The following is a 19,334-nucleotide window of genomic DNA, read 5'->3' on the forward strand; positions in this document are numbered from 1 at the left end:
CAAAACCTGCCAATATATAGCGCTTAGCAGGTTGGGCTGCACCAAATCTGCTTCAGAGCCATTTTTGGATGCCGATCACCCCTCAACGGGGCCAAAATTGCATGCTGGTTCACAGCCAGCAGGCCACCCGCCACGAGGCTGGCGAGTGCCGGGTTGTTGAACCGGCTGCAATGCCGCCCATCTCCGGGGGCTATTTCACAAGGCTGCGGGCTATGGCGGCGGCCCGGAAGTTGGCAAAGGCTGCGTCAAACCCATCGAGCGGCCAGGTGAGGTCCTGCGACTGCCCGTGCCGGTCGCGGAAGGTGAAGCGGAACGCGCCACCGTCTAGCATCCGCGCAATCAGCTCATCTGCGCCTGCGCCGGTGAAGCTGCAGCTCAGGCCGGTGAGGCAGCCGGGGTGCAGGCTGCGCCAGGTGACCTCTCCCTCCTGTTCGATACGGAAGCCCGCGGGGCTGAACAGGGTTCCGGGCTCGATCCCGAATTCCACTTTCCAGCCGTCCGCATCAGGGGTGAGGAACAGGAACTGGCCGGCGAACCTGGGGCGTGGTGAGAACACATCCACCCAGCGTATGTAACAGCGCTGCATAAGCGTGCCGGTTTCCTCGCGCTCGTCGCAGACGGAGGTCCAGATGCCGAAGCTCTCATAGTGTTTGACCCGCCAGTCGCTGGCGGTGTCGTTTCCGGTCCGGTCCTGCGCAAAGGCGGGTGCGGCGGCGAAGGCAAGGCAGGCAAGCAGGATCCGCATCTCCATTCCCCCAAGGAACTTACTGCGGTTGAACCTGTGTATGGGGGGCCATTGGCGCAATTCACGTTCGCGCGATGCATGACCCCTTGGCGCCGCACCCTTGCCCCATTGGCGTATTTCCGCTAGGGGCGGGCAGCGAACACTCCTCCTCCCGAGCACAGGTACACCCAATGAGACGCGCAGCGATGGCTTTGCTGGCCAAGCAGATATCCCCGCCCAACCTTTCCATTATGCAGGACGAGGGCTTTACCGTGGCCCGCGTGCGCACCGAATTGCTGTCCGGCCTTACCGTGGCGCTGGCGCTGGTGCCGGAGGCGGTGGCCTTTGCATTCGTCGCGGGCGTGCATCCGCTGGTCGGGCTGTATGCGGCCTTTATGGTGGGGCTGATCACCGCGGTGTTCGGCGGCCGGCCCGGGATGATCTCTGGTGCGACCGGTGCGCTGGCGGTGGTGATGGTGGCGCTGGTGGCGGATCATGGGGTGGAATACCTGTTTGCCACTGTGGTGCTGATGGGGATCCTGCAGATCATCGCGGGTGTCATGCATTGGGGTAAGTTCATCCGCCTGGTGCCGCATCCGGTGATGCTGGGGTTCGTGAACGGCCTCGCCATCGTGATCTTCCTGGCGCAGCTGACCCAGTTCAAGGATCCGGCCTCCGGCGGGGCGGAGTGGCTGCAGGGCGGTTCGATGCTCTTGATGCTGGGGCTGGTGGCGCTGACCATGGTGATCATCTGGGGCATGCCCAAGATCACCAACATCATCCCGGCGCCGCTGGCGGGGATCGGCATCGTGGCGGTGCTGGTGATCGCCATGGGGCTGGATGTGCCGCGGGTGGGTGACATGGCCTCGATCGAGGGCGGGCTGCCGGCCTTCCACATCCCGATGGTGCCGCTGAACTGGGAAACCTTTGAGATCATCCTGCCCTATGCCGTGATCCTGGCGGCCATCGGCCTGATCGAGAGCCTTTTGACCCTGAACCTGGTGGGCGAGATCACCGGCAAGCGCGGCGGTGCCAGCCAGGAGTGCATTGCGCAAGGTGCCTCGAACGTGGTGACCGGCTTCTTTGGCGGCATGGGCGGCTGTGCGATGATCGGCCAGTCGATGATCAACGTGAAATCGGGCGGGCGGACGCGGATTGCGGGCATTGCCGCGGCGCTGTTCCTGCTGGCCTTCATCGTCGTGGCCTCGCCGCTGATCGAGCAGATCCCGCTGGCCGCTCTTGTGGGGGTGATGTTCATGGTGGTGATCGGCACCTTCGCCTGGAACAGCCTCAAGATCATGACAAAGGTGCCGCCGATGGATGCCTTTGTGATCGTGCTGGTGACCGTGGTGACGGTGATGACCGACCTGGCGATTGCGGTGGTTGTGGGCGTGATCGTTTCGGCGCTGGCCTATGCCTGGAACAACGCGCGCCGCATTCACGCCTATACCCGCGAGTCGGCGACCGACAAGGGCGCCAAGGTTTATGAGATCGAGGGGCCGCTGTTCTTTGGCTCCACCGACGGGTTCATTGAGCTGTTTGACGTGGCGGGCGACCCGGACCGTGTGATTGTCGACTTTGCCCGCAGCCGGGTGGTGGACCAGTCGGCGTTGCAGGCGATCGAGGCGATTGCCGGCAAGTATGAGGCCGAGGGCAAGAAACTGGTGCTGCGCCACCTGAGCCGCGATTGCCATCAGCTGCTGACAAAGGCGGGCCACCTGATGGTCGACAGCGATGACGACCCGGAGTACGAGATCGCGGTGGATTACTCGGTCAAGACCGGGATCCTGGGCGGTCACTGACGCCGGACAGATTGAAAGAGAAACCCGCGGTTCCGGTGAGCCGCGGGTTTTCGTTTGGATAGGGGGCTTCTGGCTCGCCAAACCAGCAGGGGCTTAGTCGGGGGCGAGGGTTTCCAGCATGTCGAGGTCGCCCGACAAGAGCGCGGGTTCGGCGCGGGTGATCAGCTCAGCCGGCCAGTCCCACCATTTGAGCGCGAGCAGCCGGGCAATCTGCGGCTTGGAGAAGCGGAAGCTTTGCACCGTGCCGGGGTTGCCGGTGACGATGGCGTAGGACGGCACCGTGCCGCGCACCACCGCACCTGCGCCGATGATGGCGCCATCGCCGATGCGGGCGCCCGGCAGGACCAGAGCGCCGTAGCCGATCCAGACGTCGTTGCCCACGACAGTGTCGCGGGTGTCGGGCTGGAAACCGGCCATCTGGCCGGGGTCGAACACCGGGAACGGGTAGCAGCTGAGGCCTTCCTGGGCATGGTTGGCCGAGGCGGTGATGAAGCGCGCACCGTGGGCGATCTGGCAGAAGCGGCCGATCACCAGACGCTCGCGGGCGCCGGGGAACAGGTAAGGCGCCAGATGCTGCGCCCAGTTCTCCGGCGGATCGAAATCGGAGGCATAGCTGTAAACGCCGGCCTGGATGTTGGGGTGGTCCAGCACCCGGCTCAGCATCACGGTGCCTGCATGCGGCGTGCCGTCCGGCAGGATGATCGGATTGCGTTTGCGGGGATCAGGCAGCGGCATTGCGGGCCTCAATCGTCGGGACGGGTGAGCGGGAACAGGTCGCGCACCACCGAATAGTCGCGGTAGCCGAGGCGGGCCAGCGGCTGGAAGGTGGTGACGTCGAAGGCGCCGTCCTTGAGGTGCTCGTCGCGCATGTGCACGCCGGTCACCTCGCCGAACACCACCTTGTTGGCCTCGCCCGGCAGGGTCACGATTTTGGTGAGCCGGCACTCCAGCGCCGCGGGGGCTTCGGCGACGCGGGCGCAGGCGATGGTTTCGCACTCCACGGCGGTCAGGCCCGCATGGGCGAACTCGTCCTCGTCCTTGTGCAGCGCGCCGGAGCTGGCGTTCATCGCGTCGCGCAGCGCATAGGAGACCACGTTGACGCAAAAGACGCCGGTGGCCTCAATATTGGCGACGCTGTCCTTGGTGCCGTCCTGGTCCGGCTTGGCGCTGGTGGAGGCAAACATCACCTGCGGCGGCGTATAGGCGACTGCGTTGAAGAAGGAATACGGCGCCAGGTTATTCACCCCGTCGGCGGAGCGGGAGGAGATCCAGCCGATGGGGCGCGGCGTGACAATGGCGTTGAACGGGTTGTGGGGCAGGCCGTGGCCGTCCTCGGGGCGGTAGAACATTCTGGCTTCCTGTTCTGTGGCTTAGGTGTTTGCCCAAGCCTTACGCCCGTGTTAGGCCAAATGCCAGCCTGCAGGGGATATTGGCGGAGGCAGGGCAGCGTGATCGAATTGCAAGCGGAACAGGCGGACGACCGGTGGGAGGTCGAGGCGCTTTACGATCTGTGCTTTGCGCCGGGCCGTGAGGCGCTGTCCTCATACCGGCTGCGCAACGGGGTGCCGCCGGTGGCGGGCCTGAGCCAGGTGGCGCGCGACAGCGACGGGATCCTGGCTGCTGCAATCCGGTTCTGGCCGGTGCTGATCGGTGATGCCCCGGCGCTGCTTCTGGGGCCGGTCGCGGTGCATCCGACGCGCCAGGGCGAGGGACTGGGCGGGTCTTTGATTCGCGACAGCCTGGCCAAGGCAGAGGAAAGCGGCTGGGCCAGGGTGATGCTGGTGGGCGATGCGCCCTATTACCGGCGCTTTGGCTTCACCCGGCTGGAGGGGGTGGAAATGCCGCCCCCCACCAACCCCGACCGGGTGCTGGGGCTGGCGCTGCAGGACGCGGCCTGGGACGGCATCCGGGGCCAGGTAACCCGCTGGCAGGGTTGAAATCGCCCCTGGTTCCGCCGATGTCTTACACAGATACAGGAGGCGGATGTGGCGGACATTCTGAGCAACGCGCGGGAGATAACCCCGCAAGAGGTCGAGGCAGAGCTGGACGCGCTGGCAGAACGTTACCACGCGGCTGGCGGGTTCGGCGTCGAGCTGCTGAACCGGCTGGGCGGCAGCGGCGAGAGCCTGCTGGAGCGGCTGCCCGCCCCGGTGCGTGCCGGGCTGACCGGCGCCACGGAAACCGCGCTGCAGCTGGCGATGAAGGGCGCCACCCGGTCGCGACGGCTGGTGCCCGACCAGAAACCCGGTGTCGACCGAATGGTGAGCGCCGCCATGGGCGCGGCAGGCGGAGCGGCGGGCCTGCCGGGCGCGCTGGTGGAGCTTCCTGCAACCACCGCCTTTCTGCTGCGGACCATCCAAAGCGCCGCTGCCGCCGAAGGCTTTGATCCCGAGGCCGAGAGCGTGACCTTCGACTGCATTCAGGTGTTTGCCGCAGCAGGCCCGCTGGCGGAGGATGACGGGGCCGATTTGGGCTTTGTCTCATTGCGGCTGGGCTTGCCCGGCGGGGTGCACAAGCTGATTGCCCAGGTGGCGCCCAAGCTGGGCGCGGTGCTGGGGCAGAAGCTGGCGGCGCAGGCGGTGCCGGTTGCCGGTGCGGTCGCGGGCGCGGCGGTAAATTATGTCTTCTCTGGCTATTACCGGGAGATGGCGCATGTGCATTTCGGCCTGCGGCGGCTGGCGGTGGAGGCCGGAACGCCGCAGGAGGAGCTGGCGGCGCGGCTGCGGCAGCGGCTGCAACGCCCAGGTGCGGCGGATTAAGCGCATCAAGCACTTGCACTTGCTGGAAAGGCAGATTTAATCGCCTCTTCCTGTTATGAGGGAAAGCATGATTCAATACAGCCTTAAATGCGCAGAAGGCCACAGCTTTGACAGCTGGTTTCAGTCTGCGGCGGCTTTTGACAAGCTGGCGGCGGCGGGCATGGTGTCCTGTGCGGTGTGCGGCGGCACCAAGGTGGAAAAGGCGATCATGGCGCCGCGGGTGCGCCCGGGGCGCAAGGCGGTGTCCGCTGTTGGCGAGTCCGAGCCGCAGGCTGCCGTGCCCTCCGCCCCGGGCGCGTCTTCTGCACCGGTGCCAGCCCGGGCGCCCGCAGCGGCGCAGGCCGGGCCTGGCTTGCTGACCCGCCCGTCAGGCGAGGTCGAAAAGGCAATTGCGGAGCTGCGCCGGAAGGTCGAGGAAAACTCCGATTACGTCGGTGACAGTTTTGTCCGGGAGGCGCGGGCGATGCATCTGGGCGAGGCGCCGGAGCGGGCCATCCACGGCGAGGCCAAACTGGAAGACGCGCGGGAACTGATCGAGGAAGGCGTGCCGGTGATGCCGCTGCCGTTCCGTCCCGGGGGCAAATCGAATTGAGGGACAGGGCAGCATGCATGCAGTTGTGACGGGAACCAGCCGCGGAATCGGCAAGGAACTGGTGAAGCAGCTGCGGGAGGCTGGCTATGAGGTGACCGGCACCTCGCGGGATCATTCCTCGGGGGTGAAGCTGGATGTCTCCGATCCCGGCCAGCAAGCGCGATTTGCCGCCCAGATCCGGAACCGGCCGGTGGACCTGCTGGTGTGCAATGCCGGGGTTTATATCGACAAGGCGATGGGGCTGGAGGATTACTCGGCCGAAGTCTGGGCCAAGACGCTGGCGGCCAATGTGACCGGTGTGTTCCTGACGGTGCAGGCGATGCTGCCCAACCTGCGGCTGGCGGAGGAGCCGAAGATTGCCATCCTGTCATCGCAGATGGCGAGCCAGGCGCGGGCGCCGGGCGGCAGCTATGCCTACCGCGCCTCCAAGGCGGCGGCGCTCAACATCGGCCGCAACCTGGCCACCGATCTGCAGCCCGAGGGGATTGCCGTCGGTATCTATCACCCGGGCTGGGTGCGCACGGACATGGGCGGCGATGAAGGCGATATCACGGTAGCGGAGTCGGTCGCCGGGCTGATCAACGAGTTCGAGGTGTTGTCGCTGGAAACAACCGGCTGCTTCCACACCTGGGACGGGCGTATCCATCCCTACTGACACCCGCACCGGCCCTGTGCCTGACAGGCAGCGGCGGGCTCCCGCGCCCGCAGGTGCCATCAGCGGGGCTGATGCCCCCTTGGCGGCCTTGGGCCCGGCGCCGCACGGAGGTGCGGTGCCATGCCCAACGGGCTGAGGGCCTGGCAAGGCCTGAAGCCGGGCGGGAGCTGTTCCGTGCGCCGCAAGCGCAAAATCCTCAATCAGGCGCGGCACCGGCCGCAAAAAAGCCGGCGCGATGCGCGCGCCGGCTGATGTGTTCTGAACTTCAGCACCCGTATCCGGGCCGGTCGATTACTCCCAGCAGCTGACCAGAACGGTCATACCGGAGGCGAGCCGGGCGATTGCCGCGCTGGGCAGGCTGCCGGCGGCGGGAGACTTGCTCGCTGCGGTCATCCCGGCAGCGTTCAGCGCGCCGCGGAGGGCTTCGGCATTGACCGCAAAGCTGACGCCTTCCGGCAGTTGCTTGCCATCGGGCTGCCGCGGCAGCAGCATGCCGTGCACCGCGCCAGTGCTGTCAATCACCGGGCCGCCGACATCGCCGGGCTGGGCCGCCAGATCGAGGCGCGCCACTTCGGTGTTGCCATCGAGGCTTTTGACATCGGCGATCTTGCCCCAGGTGAGGCTCGGTGCGCCCAGCACACCCTCGTAGGAGAAGCCGGATACCGCCACCTCCGACTGCAGCCGCGGGGAGGAGGTGCTGAGTTCAGCCACCGCGGCGGGCGCCAGCGGCTCTGCCGGGCGCAGGATGGCGATGCCGCCGGCCGCGTCATTGGCCGCAACCTCCGCCTGATAGCCGTGATCCAGGGTGATCCGGGTGCAACCCACCACCACGTCCGAGGTGGTCAGCACGCTGCCGTTGCCGTCCACAAAGAAACCCGAGCGCGACAGTTTCGGTTTGCGGATCTCCAGGCCGGAGACCAGGTCGATGTCCTGCACCACGTCGCCGCCTGCTGCCGGGTCCAGCACGCTGCCGAGGCGGGTGAAGCTGGCCTGCATCGCCGCCAGAACCCGGGTGCGGCGGTCTTCGTCACCGGTGGGCCAGATCAGCGTGAAGCCCTTCACTTCACCGTTCTTCAGGCTGGCCTGGGTGAAGGAGACGATCCGGTCGTTGCGGCCTTCAATGGTGAAGCTGTCGCTGCCGCGCTGGCGCGGGCCATCCAGCGGCACGATTTCCAGCGTCTGCAGGATGTCGTAGAGGCCGAACAGGGTGCGTTTGTCGCCGGGCTGGCTGATCAATAGCACCTGCGCGCCCAGGTCGCCTTTGCTGGTGTAATGGGCAAAGGGCGATTCATAGCGGTCGAACGCCACCTCGTCTGCGGGCATCTGCAGGGCGATACCGGCCTTGGCATCCTCTACCCGCGCCATGCCGACGGAAATCAGCGGCGCGTTGTATTCGTCCAGCAGCACCTGGCGCTGGGCAGTGGTCAGCACGCCGGTCGGCTCAAAGCCGCGCGCTGCCTGCCAGTCGCGCATAGAAGCGCGGGTGCCGCGCCCGAAGGCGCCGTCGATACCGGAGTTGTAGAAGCCTGCCGCCTTCAGCGCCACCTGCAGCTCCATCCGCTGTTCGCGGCTCAGGGCGCGCTCGCTGCGCCGGGCCTCTGCGGGGCTTTCATCGGGCAGGGTGGACTGCAGGGCGGCCTGCTGCTGCGGTTCCGGCTCTGCCTGAGCGGGGGCGGCAGGCGCGGGCGCTGCTTCCGGTTCCGCCGGCGGGGTGGCATCTGCCGCCACCGGGTAGAACTGGCTGCGCAGGTTGCGGCGGAACGCGATGAAGCTGTCGCGCGGGATCTGGCCCTCGGCGCGGTAAACCTGGAGCACCCGTTCGGCGTCGTCGCGGGCGTAGGGGCCCAGAACCACGCCGTACCAGCCGCCGCCAAGCGCATAGCCCGAGACATCGGGCAGGCGTGCGGCATAGGTGCGGGCCTCGCTTTCGGCTTCACGCAGGGAGGGGCGGGCGGCAATCTGGATCCAGACCGCATCCCGGCTGCTTTGCGCCGAAACCGGCGCAGCGAACGCAATGGCCAGCGCAATCAGCGGCAGCGCCAGAGCGGCAAACAGTTTTTTCATGTGTGGGCCTCGTATCCCGGAAGTACGCTTATTCTTTGCCGCGGAGGTTAAGCATTTTGCAGCGGCAAAGGGAACTCCTCATCGCAGGGGGAATTCCCGGCCCGTTGCCGCATTCCCGCACTTTTGCAGCCGATGAAGCGTAAACTGTGGCCAGACGGGGCAACGCAAGCGGCCAGAGGGCGTTGACCCTGCCCATAGCCTTGCATATGACCCTGGCAATGGCCCTTTAAAAGGCTCTTTCAAGTGCCCTGGCCGGGGTCCTTGAGAGATCAATCACCGCAATTGCAGCCCGAGTAGGGATGACAGATGACCCAGACCAACGGCGCGCCGCGCTCCTTCCAAGAGATTATCCTGAGGCTTCAGAATTACTGGGCCGCCAAGGGCTGCGCGGTGATGCAGCCCTATGACATGGAAGTCGGCGCCGGAACCTTCCACCCGGCGACCACGTTGCGCTCGCTGGGATCCAAGGCCTGGGCCGCGGCTTATGTGCAGCCCTCGCGCCGCCCGACCGACGGGCGCTATGGCGAAAACCCGAACCGGCTGCAGCATTACTACCAGTATCAGGTGCTGATCAAGCCGAGCCCGCCGGACCTGCAGGAGCAGTACCTGGGTTCGCTGGAGGCGATCGGCATCGACATGGCGCTGCATGACATCCGTTTTGTCGAAGATGACTGGGAGAGCCCGACGCTGGGCGCCTGGGGGCTGGGCTGGGAAGTCTGGTGCGACGGCATGGAAGTCAGCCAGTTCACCTATTTCCAGCAGGTCGGAGGCCATGATTGCCACCCGGTGTCCGGCGAACTGACCTATGGCCTGGAGCGTTTGGCGATGTATGTGCTGGGTGTCGATCACGTGATGGACATGCCCTTCAACGATCCGGACGCGATGATCCCGCTGACCTATGGCGATGTGTTCAAGCAGACCGAGGAAGAATACGCCCGCTGGAATTTCGACGTGGCCAGCACCGAAGTGCTGCTGCGCCATTTCGAGGAGGCCGAGGCCGAATGCGCCGCGATCCTGTCGCAGGAGCATATCGACCCCAAGACCGGCAAGCGCATCATCATGGCGCATCCGGCCTATGATCAGTGCATCAAGGCCTCGCACATCTTTAACCTGCTGGACGCCCGCGGGGTGATCTCGGTCACGGAACGACAGGCTTACATCGGCCGCGTCCGGGCGCTGGCCAAGCAATGCGCCGACGCCTTCGTGCTGACAGAGGCCGGCGGGCATACGGCTGAGACCGCGGCCTGAGCAGGGGACTGATACGTCATGGGGAAACTCCTTGCGCTGATCCTGATCGTCTTCGCGCTCGCCGCCGGGGGGGCGATGTATTACCTGCAGGTCTATGGCTTCTATGATGAGGTCGCGCTGCAGCCGGGACGCGACGTGGTGCTGGTGCCGCTGGATGGCGGCGAGGGGCAACCGATTGCCTATGCGGATTTCGAGGCGATTGACGCCGGCAGCTCCCCCATCCGTTACCGGGCCTGTTTCAACACCAAGATGACGCCGGACGAGCTGGCCCAGGTCTTTACCCTGTCGGACAAGATTGAGCCGCGCAATGCGCCGGAGTGGTTTGACTGCTTCGATGCGGCGGCCATCGGCGCCAAGCTGGCCGATGGTTCGGCCAAGTCCTTCCTTTCGGTCAAGAACATTTCCTATGGCGTCGACCGGATTGTCGCCGTCACCGATGCGGGCCGCGGCTATGCCTGGCATGAGCTGAACGACTGCGGCCAGAAAGCCTATGACGGCACCGTTGTGGGCGAGGAGTGCCCGCCCCGGCCAGAGAACTGACAGGGGTTCCTGTGGGTGAAACCTATCAGATACCCGGCTTTCTCACGCTTACGCTGGGATTTGCCATCTATCTGCTGGGGGCGGAGATCAACGCGCGCGTTGATGTGCTGCGGCGCTTCAACATTCCCGAACCGGTGACGGGCGGGTTGCTGGGGTCGCTGGCGGTTCTGGGCCTTTACCTGATGTTCAGCCTCGAGCTGTCCTTTGACCTGGCGCCGCGCGACTTTCTGCTGGTTTTGTTTTTCGCCTGCATCGGCCTCAATGCGCGGCTTTCGGACCTGATCGCAGGCGGGCGGCCGCTGCTGCTGTTGCTTGTCCTGACACTGGTGACCATCGTTGCCCAGAATGTGATCGGTGCCGCCGGGGCGGTGCTGTTCGGCTACCCGTTGCAGACAGGGGTCCTGTTTGGCTCTGCGGCGCTGATCGGCGGACATGGCACCGCCATTGCCTGGGCTCCGGAAGTTGCGCATGCCGCCGGGATTGAGGGGGCAACCGAGCTTGGCGTGGCGGTTGCTACCCTGGGACTGGTTCTGGCCGCCCTGGTCGGCGGCCCGGTTGCGCGTCTGCTGGTCGAGGGCCGCAGCCTTGCCCCCGCCCGCCCTGACGAGCAGCACACGGTCGGGCTGCCCGAGGAGGGCGCGCCGGCAGTCTCCCGGATTGACCATCTGACCGTGATGCGGGTTCTGCTGTATCTGAACCTGGCCATCATCTCGGGCTTTTTTCTGCACGGGGCGATTGCCGCTGCCGGATTGAAGCTGCCGCTGTTCGTGCCGTGCCTGATCATGGGCATCGTGATTGCGAACCTACGCAGCGCCTTGGCGCCAGCTGCGGCACCGGTCTCGCGCACGCCCTCGCTGGCGCTGGTGTCGGAGTTTGCCTTGGGCGCGTTTCTGGCAATGTCCCTGATGAGCCTGCAGCTCTGGACGATTGCCGAAATGGGGCCTGTGATTGCCGTGATCATGGCCCTCCAGGCCTTGCTGACGGTGGCTTTCGTGATCTGGGTTCTGTTCCCGGTCATGGGAAGCAACTACCGCGCCGCGGTGCTGGCTGCCGGCTTTGGCGGCTTCGCGCTGGGGGCCACCCCGACCGCCATCGCAAATATGACCGCTGTCACGAAACGGTATGGGCCGTCGCCTATTGCCTTCGTCGTGCTCCCCCTTGTATCCGCCTTCTTTGTTGATATCGCCAATGCGATCGTCATCCAGGCGATTGTGAACTTCTGAGGACATCCAGATGCCCGACCTGCTCATTGAACTCTTTTCCGAGGAAATCCCGGCTCGCATGCAGACGCGTGCCGCCGAGGATCTGAAGAAGCGCGTGACCGATGGCCTGGTCGAGGCGGGTCTCACCTATGCCGGGGCCGCGGCGCTGTCGACGCCGCGCCGCCTGACCCTGGCGGTGGACGGCCTGCTGGCGGAAAGCCCGACCGTCCGGGAAGAGCGCAAAGGCCCCAAGGTCGGCGCGCCGGACAAGGCCATCGAGGGCTTTCTGCGCGGTGCGGGCCTGACCCGCGACCAGCTGGAAGAGCGCGAAACCCCCAAAGGCGCGGTCTATTTCGCGCTGATCGAAAAACCGGGCCGCCCGGCGGCGGAGATCATTGCCGAAGTGCTGGAAGACACCACCCGTAACTTCCCCTGGCCCAAGTCGATGCGCTGGGGCGCAGGCGCCTTGCGCTGGGTGCGGCCGCTGCATTCGATCCTGTGCATCCTGTCGGATGAAAACGGCGCCTCCGTGGTCGATCTGAATATCGACGGCATCAAGGCGGGCAACACCACCCGCGGCCACCGCTTCATGGCGCCGGATGAGATCACCGTCAGCGGCTTTGACGACTACGCCGCCAAGCTGAAGCGCGCGCATGTGGTTCTGGACGCCCGCGAACGGGCCGAGGCGATCTGGCAGGAGGCCACCAATCAGGCATTTGCCAGCGGCCTGGACGTGGTTGAGGACAAGGGCCTGCTGGCCGAGGTCGCAGGCTTGGTCGAATGGCCGGTGGTGCTGATGGGCGCGATTGACCAGGAGTTCCTGGAACTGCCGCCGGAGGTGCTGCAAACCTCGATGAAGGAGCATCAGAAGTTCTTCTCGGTGAAGAACCCCAAGACCGGCCGGATCGAGAGGTTCATCACCGTCGCCAATCGCGAGACCGCGGACAATGGCGCCACCATTCTGGCGGGCAATCAAAAGGTCCTGTCGGCGCGTCTGGCCGATGCCAAGTTCTTCTGGGAGAACGATCTGCGCACGGCCAAGTCCGAGGCGGGCATGAGCGCCTGGGTAGATAACCTCGGGAACGTGACCTTCCACAACAAGCTGGGCACCCAGGCCGCGCGCATCGACCGGATTGCCGCGCTGGCCCGCGAGATCGCGCCGGTTGTTGGTGCTGATGCCGGTCTGGCAGAGCAGGCAGCGCGCGTGGCGAAGGCCGACCTGTCGTCGGAAATGGTCTATGAATTCCCGGAACTGCAGGGCCTGATGGGCCGCTACTACGCCGAGGCCGCGGGCCTGCCGCAGGAAGTCGCCAACGCCTGCGAGCAGCATTATTCGCCGCTGGGGCCGTCCGATGATGTGCCGTCGGAGCCTGTCTCGGTCGCGGTGGCGCTGGCTGACAAGCTGGACACGCTGACCGGCTTCTGGGCCATCGACGAAAAGCCCACCGGATCGAAAGACCCCTTTGCCCTGCGCCGCGCCGCGCTGGGCGTGATCCGGCTGGTGCTGGAGAATGATTTGCGCGTGGGGGTCCGGAAAGTGTTCTGGACGCACCTTGAACGCACTCCGGCACCTGTGGCGGGAGACTACGAGGAAACTTCTGACGATCTCCTCTCCTTCTTCCACGACCGCCTCAAGGTGTTCCTGCGTGATCAGGGCATCCGCCATGACGTGATCGACGCCTGCATCGCGATGGGGGGCAACGACGACCTGACCCTCTTGGTGAAACGCGCGCGCGCCTTGGAGGACTTCCTGAAGACCGAGAATGGCGAGAACCTGCTGCAGGGTTTCAAGCGCGCCAACAACATCCTGTCCCAGGCGGAGGAAAAAGACGGCGTGGAATACTCGTTCGGCGCCGACCGCAAGTTTGCCGAGGACGAAACCGAAAAGGCGCTGTTCGATGCGCTGGAGGCAGGCGGGGCGGCGATCTCTCCGGCCATCGAGGCCGAAGATTTCGCGGCGGCCATGCGGGGCATGGCCGCCCTGCGCGCGCCGGTCGATGCGTTCTTTGAAGCGGTGCAGGTGAACGCGGAGAACGAGGTGCTGCGCCGCAACCGCCTCAACCTCCTGAGCCAGATCCGCCAGGTCTGCGGCCAGGTGGCCGACCTCACCAAGGTCGAGGGCTGAGAGGGCGCGGCCGCGCTTTCATCTTTCCAAAAAATACTCGCCCCGCAGGGACCGGCCTTTCCGCAAGGGAAGGCCGGTTTTTCATTTCTGAACCGCTTTCAGCTTCCGGCAGGCCGGTACAAGGCTCTTGCGCCACCGCGTCTTCCCCTTATGGTGACAGGCAAAGGAGACACGCTGCAGTGCAGAAAGATTTCGAACAGACCCCGCCGGCTTGCCTCATCACCGCCACCGCACCGATTGCCACCGCCACCCATGGCGGGCGGGCGAAATGCCTGCAGCGGCTGGTGCGGCTCGATCTGCCGGTGCCGCGCACGGTGGCGTTGTCCTTTGATGCGGTGCATGCCATTGCCGAAGGGCAGTTGCCGGATCTGTCGGCGGTGCTGAACGAGTTCGACTCGGAGGCGTTGCTGTGCGTGCGCCCGTCCTCCGAAGACCCGGACTGGGGCGGTCCCGGAGCGATCCTGAACATCGGCATGAACGATGCCCGCTATGTCGATCTGTGCGACACCCTGGGCCGGGAAGCGGCGGCGGCGCTGTATCTGCGGTTCGTGCAGTCCTACGCGGTGCATGTGGCGCGGCTGGATCCGGATGTGTTCGACGATGTCGAGGACGGCGGCCCGGATGCGCTGAGCGAGATCCTGCACGCCTATGAGGCGGAAACCGATGAGCCGTTCCCGCAGGATCCGGGCGAGCAGCTCGCGGCGGTGCTGCGCTCGATGGCGCGGGCGTGGGAAGGCACTTCGGCGCGGCTGTTGCGCCAGGCCAAGGGCGCGCCGGCCGATGCGGGGCTGGGTCTGGTGGTGCAGGAGATGATCCCCGGTGTGGGCCAGGGCGAATGCGGCTCCGGCGTGTTGCAGCTGGTGAACACCACCACGGGCCAGCCGCAGCTGACCGGGCGCTATCTGAGCCAAAGCCAGGGGCGCGACGCGCTGGGGGCGGGGGCCGGGGCGCTGTACCTGGCCAAGGATGCGCGCGGGCTGTCGCTGGAGGAGCTGGCGCCGGAGGCCTTTGCGGATCTGCAGGCCCATGCCGCGCTGATGCGCCGCAAGCTGCGCGAGGAGATGCAGCTGGAATTCGTCGTCGACAACGGCCGGGTGCATATCCTGGACGGGGTGCGGGTGGCGCGCACGGCTCAGGCAGCGGTGCGGATCGCGGTTGCGCTGGCAGAGGATGGCATCATCCCGCAGGAAGAGGCGCTGATGCGGGTCGATGCGCATATTCTGAATGAGCTGCTGCACCGCCAGGTGGCGCCGGATGCCAAGCGCGACATGATCGGCCGCGGCATTGCCGCCAGCCCCGGCGCCGCCACTGGCAAGCTGGTCTTCACAGCCGCCGGTGCGCAGGCCAGTGCCGCCCGCGGCGAGCCTTGCATTCTGGTGCGGCGGGAAACCTCACCGGAGGATGTGCGAGGTATGCACGCCGCCGCCGGGGTGCTGACCGAAAAGGGCGGCATGACCAGCCATGCGGCGGTGATCGGCCGCGGGCTGGGGCTGCCCTGTATTGTCGGCGCGTCCAACCTGAAGTTTCACACCAAGCGCAAGATGCTGCAGGCGGCGGATGGCCGGGTGTTCAAGGCCGGCGACCTCATCACGATCGACGGCAGCAGCGGCCAGGTGCTGGCGGGTCAGCCGGAAATGCTGGAAGCGGCGCAGGACGGCGCGCTGCAGACCCTTCTGACCTGGGCCGACGACGCCCGCGACATCGGCATCCGGGCCAATGCGGATACGCCAGAAGACGCTGAAACTGCGCGGAAATTCAACGCTCAGGGTATCGGGCTGTGCCGCACTGAGCATATGTTCTTTGACCCTGGCCGCCTGACAGTGATGCGGGAAATGATCTTTGCCGAGACGTCCTCGGGCCGTGCCGCGGTGCTGGAACGCCTGCTGCCGATGCAGCGCGACGACTTTCGCGAACTGTTCCGTATCATGGAGGGGATGCCAGTCTGCATCCGGCTGTTCGACCCGCCGTTGCACGAATTCCTGCCCGCCACCAAAACCGGCCAGCGCGAGCTGTCCGAGGCCCTGGGCATCCCTGTCAGCGATGTGACGCGCCGGGTCGAGGAGATGGGCGAATACAACCCGATGCTGGGCCTGCGCGGCGTGCGGCTGGGGGTCACCGTGCCGGAAATCTACGACATGCAGGCGCGGGCCATATTCGAGGCCACGCTGGAGGCCTCCAAATGGGGCGACCCGGTGGTGCCGGAGATCATGATTCCGCTGGTTTCGGCCAAGCGCGAGGTGGAGCTGGTCAAGGCCCGCATTGACGCGGTGGCCGCGGCGGTGAAGTCGGAGCGGGGCGAGGATTTCACTTACCGGCTGGGGGTGATGGTGGAAACGCCGCGCGCGGCGCTGCGGGCGGGGGAGATTTCGCCGCACACGGCGTTCCTGAGCTTCGGGACCAACGACCTGACCCAGATGACTTATGGACTGTCGCGTGACGATGCGGGGCGGTTCATGTCTGATTATGTGAATCAGGGCGTTTTTCCGGAAGATCCGTTCCACGTGCTGGACACCGATGGCGTTGGCGAGCTGCTGAAACTGGGGGTGCAACGCGGCCGGGCGGAGAACGGGGACATCACCCTGTCGATCTGCGGTGAGCACGGCGGCAACCCCGAATCGATTGCCTTTTGCCGGGACGCGGGCTTTGATTATGTTTCCTGCTCGCCCTTTCGCGTGCCGGTTGCGCGGTTGGCCGCAGCCCAATTGGCGATTTCCAGCCAAACCGGCCAGGTCGCGCCAACCTACACAAAATATTAAGAAAAATCGGAGCATTCAGCAGCAGCCGGCGCGAGACCGGCGGCTCGTGTGTTCTCCTAGTCGTGCGGCAGCCCTCCGAAAGCTGGACGTTTCGGGCCATTTCCATTAAGGGATGCGACCGCATGTGCTGGGGAAACCGGGCACAAGCTGCAAGGACGGGGGAACCCTGAATGAAATTGTTGACTATGATTGCCGTGATGGCTGCCACCATCACGATGGGTAAAAGTGTTGCTGCCGAAACCGGCCTGGACTCACTGATCGAACGCGAACAGGCCAGTCTGAACGCGGTGCCTGAGCGGAAATTCAGCGGACTTTTCGGATTCCGCTCGAGTCCATTCAAAAGCCGCAAGCCCCAGACCAAAGTTGAATACAGCAAGGCGTGGCTGGACTCCCGCCCCAAGGCCACGGGCGGCGAGCAGTTTGCCTGCCTGGCGGAAGCGCTTTACTTCGAGGCCCGGGGCGAAACCGTCAAGGGCCAGTTCGCTGTGGCGGAGGTGATCCTGAACCGGGTGAAAAGCGCCCAGTTCCCGAACACGCTGTGCGGTGTGATCAATCAGGGCACCGGGCGCAAGTACCAGTGCCAGTTCACCTACACCTGCGACGGCTACAAGGAAGTGATCAACGAGAAGCGGGCCTATCAGCGGGTGGCCAAGGTGGCGCGGGCGGCGCTGGACGGGCTCAAGACTGAGCTCACCGATGGCGCGACCTACTATCACACCACTGCGGTGCGGCCGCGCTGGAGCCGGGTGTTCACAAACACCACGCGCATTGGCGTGCATGTGTTCTACCGCGACGATCGCTACCGGACCGCGCTGAGCAATTGAGCGCCTGAAGGCGGCATATCCGTGCCGCTTTCAGCTACTGGCGTGGCGTTTGCGGGACTGTTATGAAGGCGCCGAAAGACTATTGTTGGGACCCACACCCGACACAGCCAGCCAAAGGCCCGATCTTCCATGCCCTCTGAAATCCGCCTTGCCTTTGCGCATCCCTCCGAGCGATCCATGGCGACTGCCGCACCGGGTCCGCTGGACCGTATTTCGCTGCGCGACCATACCGTTGAGGTGGAGATCGGAGCCTTTCAGGCAGAGCGCGGCACCACCCAGCGGATCTGTTTCAACGTGGTGGTGGAAGTGGCGCCGCTGCCCAAGGATCTGGATGACGATGTCGACCGGATCCTGTCTTATGACAAGGTGACGGAGGCGATTGCGCATGAGCTGGCGGCCGAACGGCTGAACCTGCTGGAAACCCTCGCCGAACGCGTGGCCGAGCGGATCCTCCTGGAGCATCAGGCCGTGCGCGCCTTTGTGCGGATTGAAAAACTGGACCGCGGCCCCGGCGCGCTGGGCGTCGAGGTGGTGCGCTCCAAGGATCAGATCAGCCATCTGGTGGATGAGGAAGAGCGCCCGCACCCGCGGCTGATGTACCTGTCCAACGATGCCATCGACAGCGGAAACCTGACCGGCTGGATTGATCAGATGGAATGCCGCAAGCGGCCTCTGATCCTGTGCGTCGGCACCCATCCGCTGCAGGTGCCCACGACCGGCCACAAGTGGACCCAGCGGCGCATCGACCTGCTGGCGATTGAGCAGAACGCCTGGCGGCTGGCGGCCAAGGACGACCGCTGCGTGGTGGTCTCGACCCGGACCGAGCTGGACTGGGCGATGAAAAACGGCCAGATCTGCGTCTGGGCCCCCTCCAAGATTGTGCTGGACGCGGTGGACGGGCCTTCGGCGCCGCCCTCGAACTCGGTGGCGCTGGCGGCCTGGTTTGCGGCGACCTTCGAGGCAGGTGAAATGATTGTGCTTGGCGGGGATTTGCCTGATAATCCCGGTGTCCCCTTGCGGGCCGTCAGCGTGGAGCAAGCACAACTGTGATATATTACCGGCCGTTGGTTCGACATGGCGAGGCGCGCCCCGAGGGCGCTGTTCCGCTTGCAGGCTCCGCCCTGTGGTTCACCGAGGTTGAGATCCTGAGCCGCGACGCGCCGCCGCGGATCGCGCCGGCCGGACTGATGCCCGAGCTGCAACGCCGTCGGCTGAGCGCGCGGCGTGCGTCGATTGCCGGGCTGGACATGACCCAGCCGCAGATCATGGGCATTCTGAATGTAACCCCTGACAGCTTTTCTGACGGCGGCAAACATACAGGCGTTGAGGCCGGCAAGGCAGCAGCGTTGCAGATGGTGGCCGACGGCGCCACGATCATTGATGTGGGCGGCGAGTCCACCCGGCCAGGCGCTGAGGAAGTGGCCGAGGCCGACGAGATTGCCCGCACTGCACCGGTGATTGCGGCGATCCGGGCTGAAAGCTCTGTTCCCATCTCCATCGACACCCGCAAGGCCACGGTCGGGCTGGAAGCGCTGGAGGCGGGGGCGGACCTGCTGAATGATGTCTCCGGGTTCACCTTCGATCCCGCGCTGGCCCCGCTGGCGGCGCAGGCCAGCGTGCCGGTCTGTATCATGCATGCCCAGGGCGATCCCGCCACCATGCAGCAAGACCCGCAATACGGCAACGTGCTGCTGGATGTGTATGACTTCCTGGAGCAGCAGATCGACCGGCTGGAAGCGACCGGTGTAATCCGCGAGCAGATCGTGATCGATCCCGGCATCGGCTTTGGCAAGACGCAGGAGCACAACCTGACGCTTCTGCGCAATCTCAGCCTGTTTCACGGGCTTGGCTGCCCGATCTTGCTGGGCGTTTCCCGCAAGGGCTTTATCGGCAGGATCGGCGGGGAGCCGCGTGCCGAAGCCCGCGCGCCGGGCTCGATTGCCGTGGGGCTTGCAGCCCTGGCGCAAGGCGTGCAATTTTTGCGGGTGCATGACGTGGCCGGTACGGTTCAGGCGCTGCGCCTTTGGCAGGCCGTCCGCTAAG

18 protein-coding genes are annotated in these 19,334 nt (G+C 65.5%); 14 read left to right on the top strand and 4 right to left on the bottom strand.

The window, feature by feature from the left end:
• Nucleotides 1–190 precede the first annotated feature (190 nt).
• Nucleotides 191–745, bottom strand: a complete 555-nt coding sequence (locus ACTRWG_RS09685) for an invasion associated locus B family protein (protein WP_027236778.1) — start codon at nt 743–745, stop codon at nt 191–193.
• A 170-nt stretch (nt 746–915) separates the two neighbouring features.
• Here ACTRWG_RS09685 and ACTRWG_RS09690 point away from each other — a divergent pair, with 170 nt between their 5' ends.
• A complete protein-coding gene (locus tag ACTRWG_RS09690; RefSeq protein ID WP_462829257.1) occupies nt 916–2,526 on the top strand; it encodes a SulP family inorganic anion transporter in 1,611 nt (536 codons plus the stop codon).
• Between the two features lie 93 nt (nt 2,527–2,619).
• On the opposite strand, the gene ACTRWG_RS09695 is transcribed toward ACTRWG_RS09690, so the two are convergent.
• Nucleotides 2,620–3,261, bottom strand: a complete 642-nt coding sequence (locus tag ACTRWG_RS09695; protein ID WP_027236780.1) for a CatB-related O-acetyltransferase — start codon at nt 3,259–3,261, stop codon at nt 2,620–2,622.
• A gap of 8 nt (nt 3,262–3,269) precedes the next feature.
• Entirely contained in the window at nt 3,270–3,875 is a 606-nt protein-coding gene (locus ACTRWG_RS09700) for a flavin reductase family protein (RefSeq protein WP_027236781.1), read from the bottom strand.
• 99 nt (nt 3,876–3,974) lie between these two features.
• Between ACTRWG_RS09700 and ACTRWG_RS09705 the strand changes: the two genes are divergently transcribed.
• From ACTRWG_RS09705 to ACTRWG_RS09725, 5 genes are all read left to right on the top strand, one after another.
• Nucleotides 3,975–4,463: a GNAT family N-acetyltransferase gene (locus tag ACTRWG_RS09705; RefSeq protein WP_027236782.1), complete on the top strand. Its 489-nt coding sequence runs from the start codon at nt 3,975–3,977 to the stop codon at nt 4,461–4,463.
• Between the two features lie 48 nt (nt 4,464–4,511).
• Entirely contained in the window at nt 4,512–5,285 is a 774-nt protein-coding gene (locus ACTRWG_RS09710) for an EcsC family protein (protein WP_027236783.1), read from the top strand.
• Nucleotides 5,286–5,352: 67 nt separating this feature from the next.
• Nucleotides 5,353–5,877, top strand: a complete 525-nt coding sequence (locus tag ACTRWG_RS09715; RefSeq protein ID WP_027236784.1) for a DUF1178 family protein — start codon at nt 5,353–5,355, stop codon at nt 5,875–5,877.
• Nucleotides 5,878–5,890: 13 nt separating this feature from the next.
• Complete coding sequence (locus ACTRWG_RS09720) at nt 5,891–6,532, top strand: SDR family oxidoreductase (protein WP_027236785.1); 642 nt, start codon at nt 5,891–5,893, stop codon at nt 6,530–6,532.
• A gap of 120 nt (nt 6,533–6,652) precedes the next feature.
• Nucleotides 6,653–6,784, top strand: a complete 132-nt coding sequence (locus tag ACTRWG_RS09725) for a hypothetical protein (protein ID WP_281172284.1) — start codon at nt 6,653–6,655, stop codon at nt 6,782–6,784.
• Nucleotides 6,785–6,823: 39 nt separating this feature from the next.
• Here the strand turns inward: ACTRWG_RS09725 and ACTRWG_RS09730 are convergent, their stop codons facing one another.
• Complete coding sequence (locus ACTRWG_RS09730; protein ID WP_027236786.1) at nt 6,824–8,596, bottom strand: trypsin-like peptidase domain-containing protein; 1,773 nt, start codon at nt 8,594–8,596, stop codon at nt 6,824–6,826.
• 306 nt (nt 8,597–8,902) lie between these two features.
• Between ACTRWG_RS09730 and ACTRWG_RS09735 the strand changes: the two genes are divergently transcribed.
• The 8 genes from ACTRWG_RS09735 (at nt 8,903) to folP (ending at nt 19,333) form a co-directional block, all read left to right on the top strand.
• Entirely contained in the window at nt 8,903–9,844 is a 942-nt protein-coding gene (locus ACTRWG_RS09735; protein WP_462829258.1) for a glycine--tRNA ligase subunit alpha, read from the top strand.
• A gap of 18 nt (nt 9,845–9,862) precedes the next feature.
• The gene (locus ACTRWG_RS09740) at nt 9,863–10,384 is read left to right on the top strand and encodes a DUF6446 family protein (protein WP_027236788.1); all 522 of its coding nucleotides are present in this window, start codon (nt 9,863–9,865) and stop codon (nt 10,382–10,384) included.
• Nucleotides 10,385–10,395: 11 nt separating this feature from the next.
• Nucleotides 10,396–11,607 (top strand): sodium/glutamate symporter, encoded by a 1,212-nt coding sequence (gene gltS, locus ACTRWG_RS09745; protein ID WP_260027999.1) that lies wholly within the window; start codon nt 10,396–10,398, stop codon nt 11,605–11,607.
• Between the two features lie 10 nt (nt 11,608–11,617).
• Entirely contained in the window at nt 11,618–13,711 is a 2,094-nt protein-coding gene (gene glyS / locus ACTRWG_RS09750) for a glycine--tRNA ligase subunit beta (RefSeq protein WP_462829259.1), read from the top strand.
• Between the two features lie 179 nt (nt 13,712–13,890).
• Nucleotides 13,891–16,467, top strand: coding sequence for a putative PEP-binding protein (locus ACTRWG_RS09755; protein WP_027236791.1), 2,577 nt, complete (start codon nt 13,891–13,893; stop codon nt 16,465–16,467).
• 170 nt (nt 16,468–16,637) lie between these two features.
• On the top strand, nt 16,638–17,291 hold the full coding sequence (locus ACTRWG_RS09760) for a cell wall hydrolase (RefSeq protein ID WP_027236792.1): 654 nt from the start codon (nt 16,638–16,640) through the stop codon (nt 17,289–17,291).
• Between the two features lie 129 nt (nt 17,292–17,420).
• Nucleotides 17,421–18,341, top strand: a complete 921-nt coding sequence (locus tag ACTRWG_RS09765) for a dihydroneopterin aldolase (RefSeq protein ID WP_027236793.1) — start codon at nt 17,421–17,423, stop codon at nt 18,339–18,341.
• On the top strand, nt 18,338–19,333 hold the full coding sequence (gene folP / locus ACTRWG_RS09770) for a dihydropteroate synthase (protein WP_462829260.1): 996 nt from the start codon (nt 18,338–18,340) through the stop codon (nt 19,331–19,333). The genes ACTRWG_RS09765 and folP overlap by 4 nt, the downstream gene beginning before the upstream one ends.
• The last annotated feature ends 1 nt before the right edge of the window (nt 19,334 follow it).

It is taken from the genome of Leisingera sp. G5_S3_59_S7 (genome assembly GCF_054968485.1).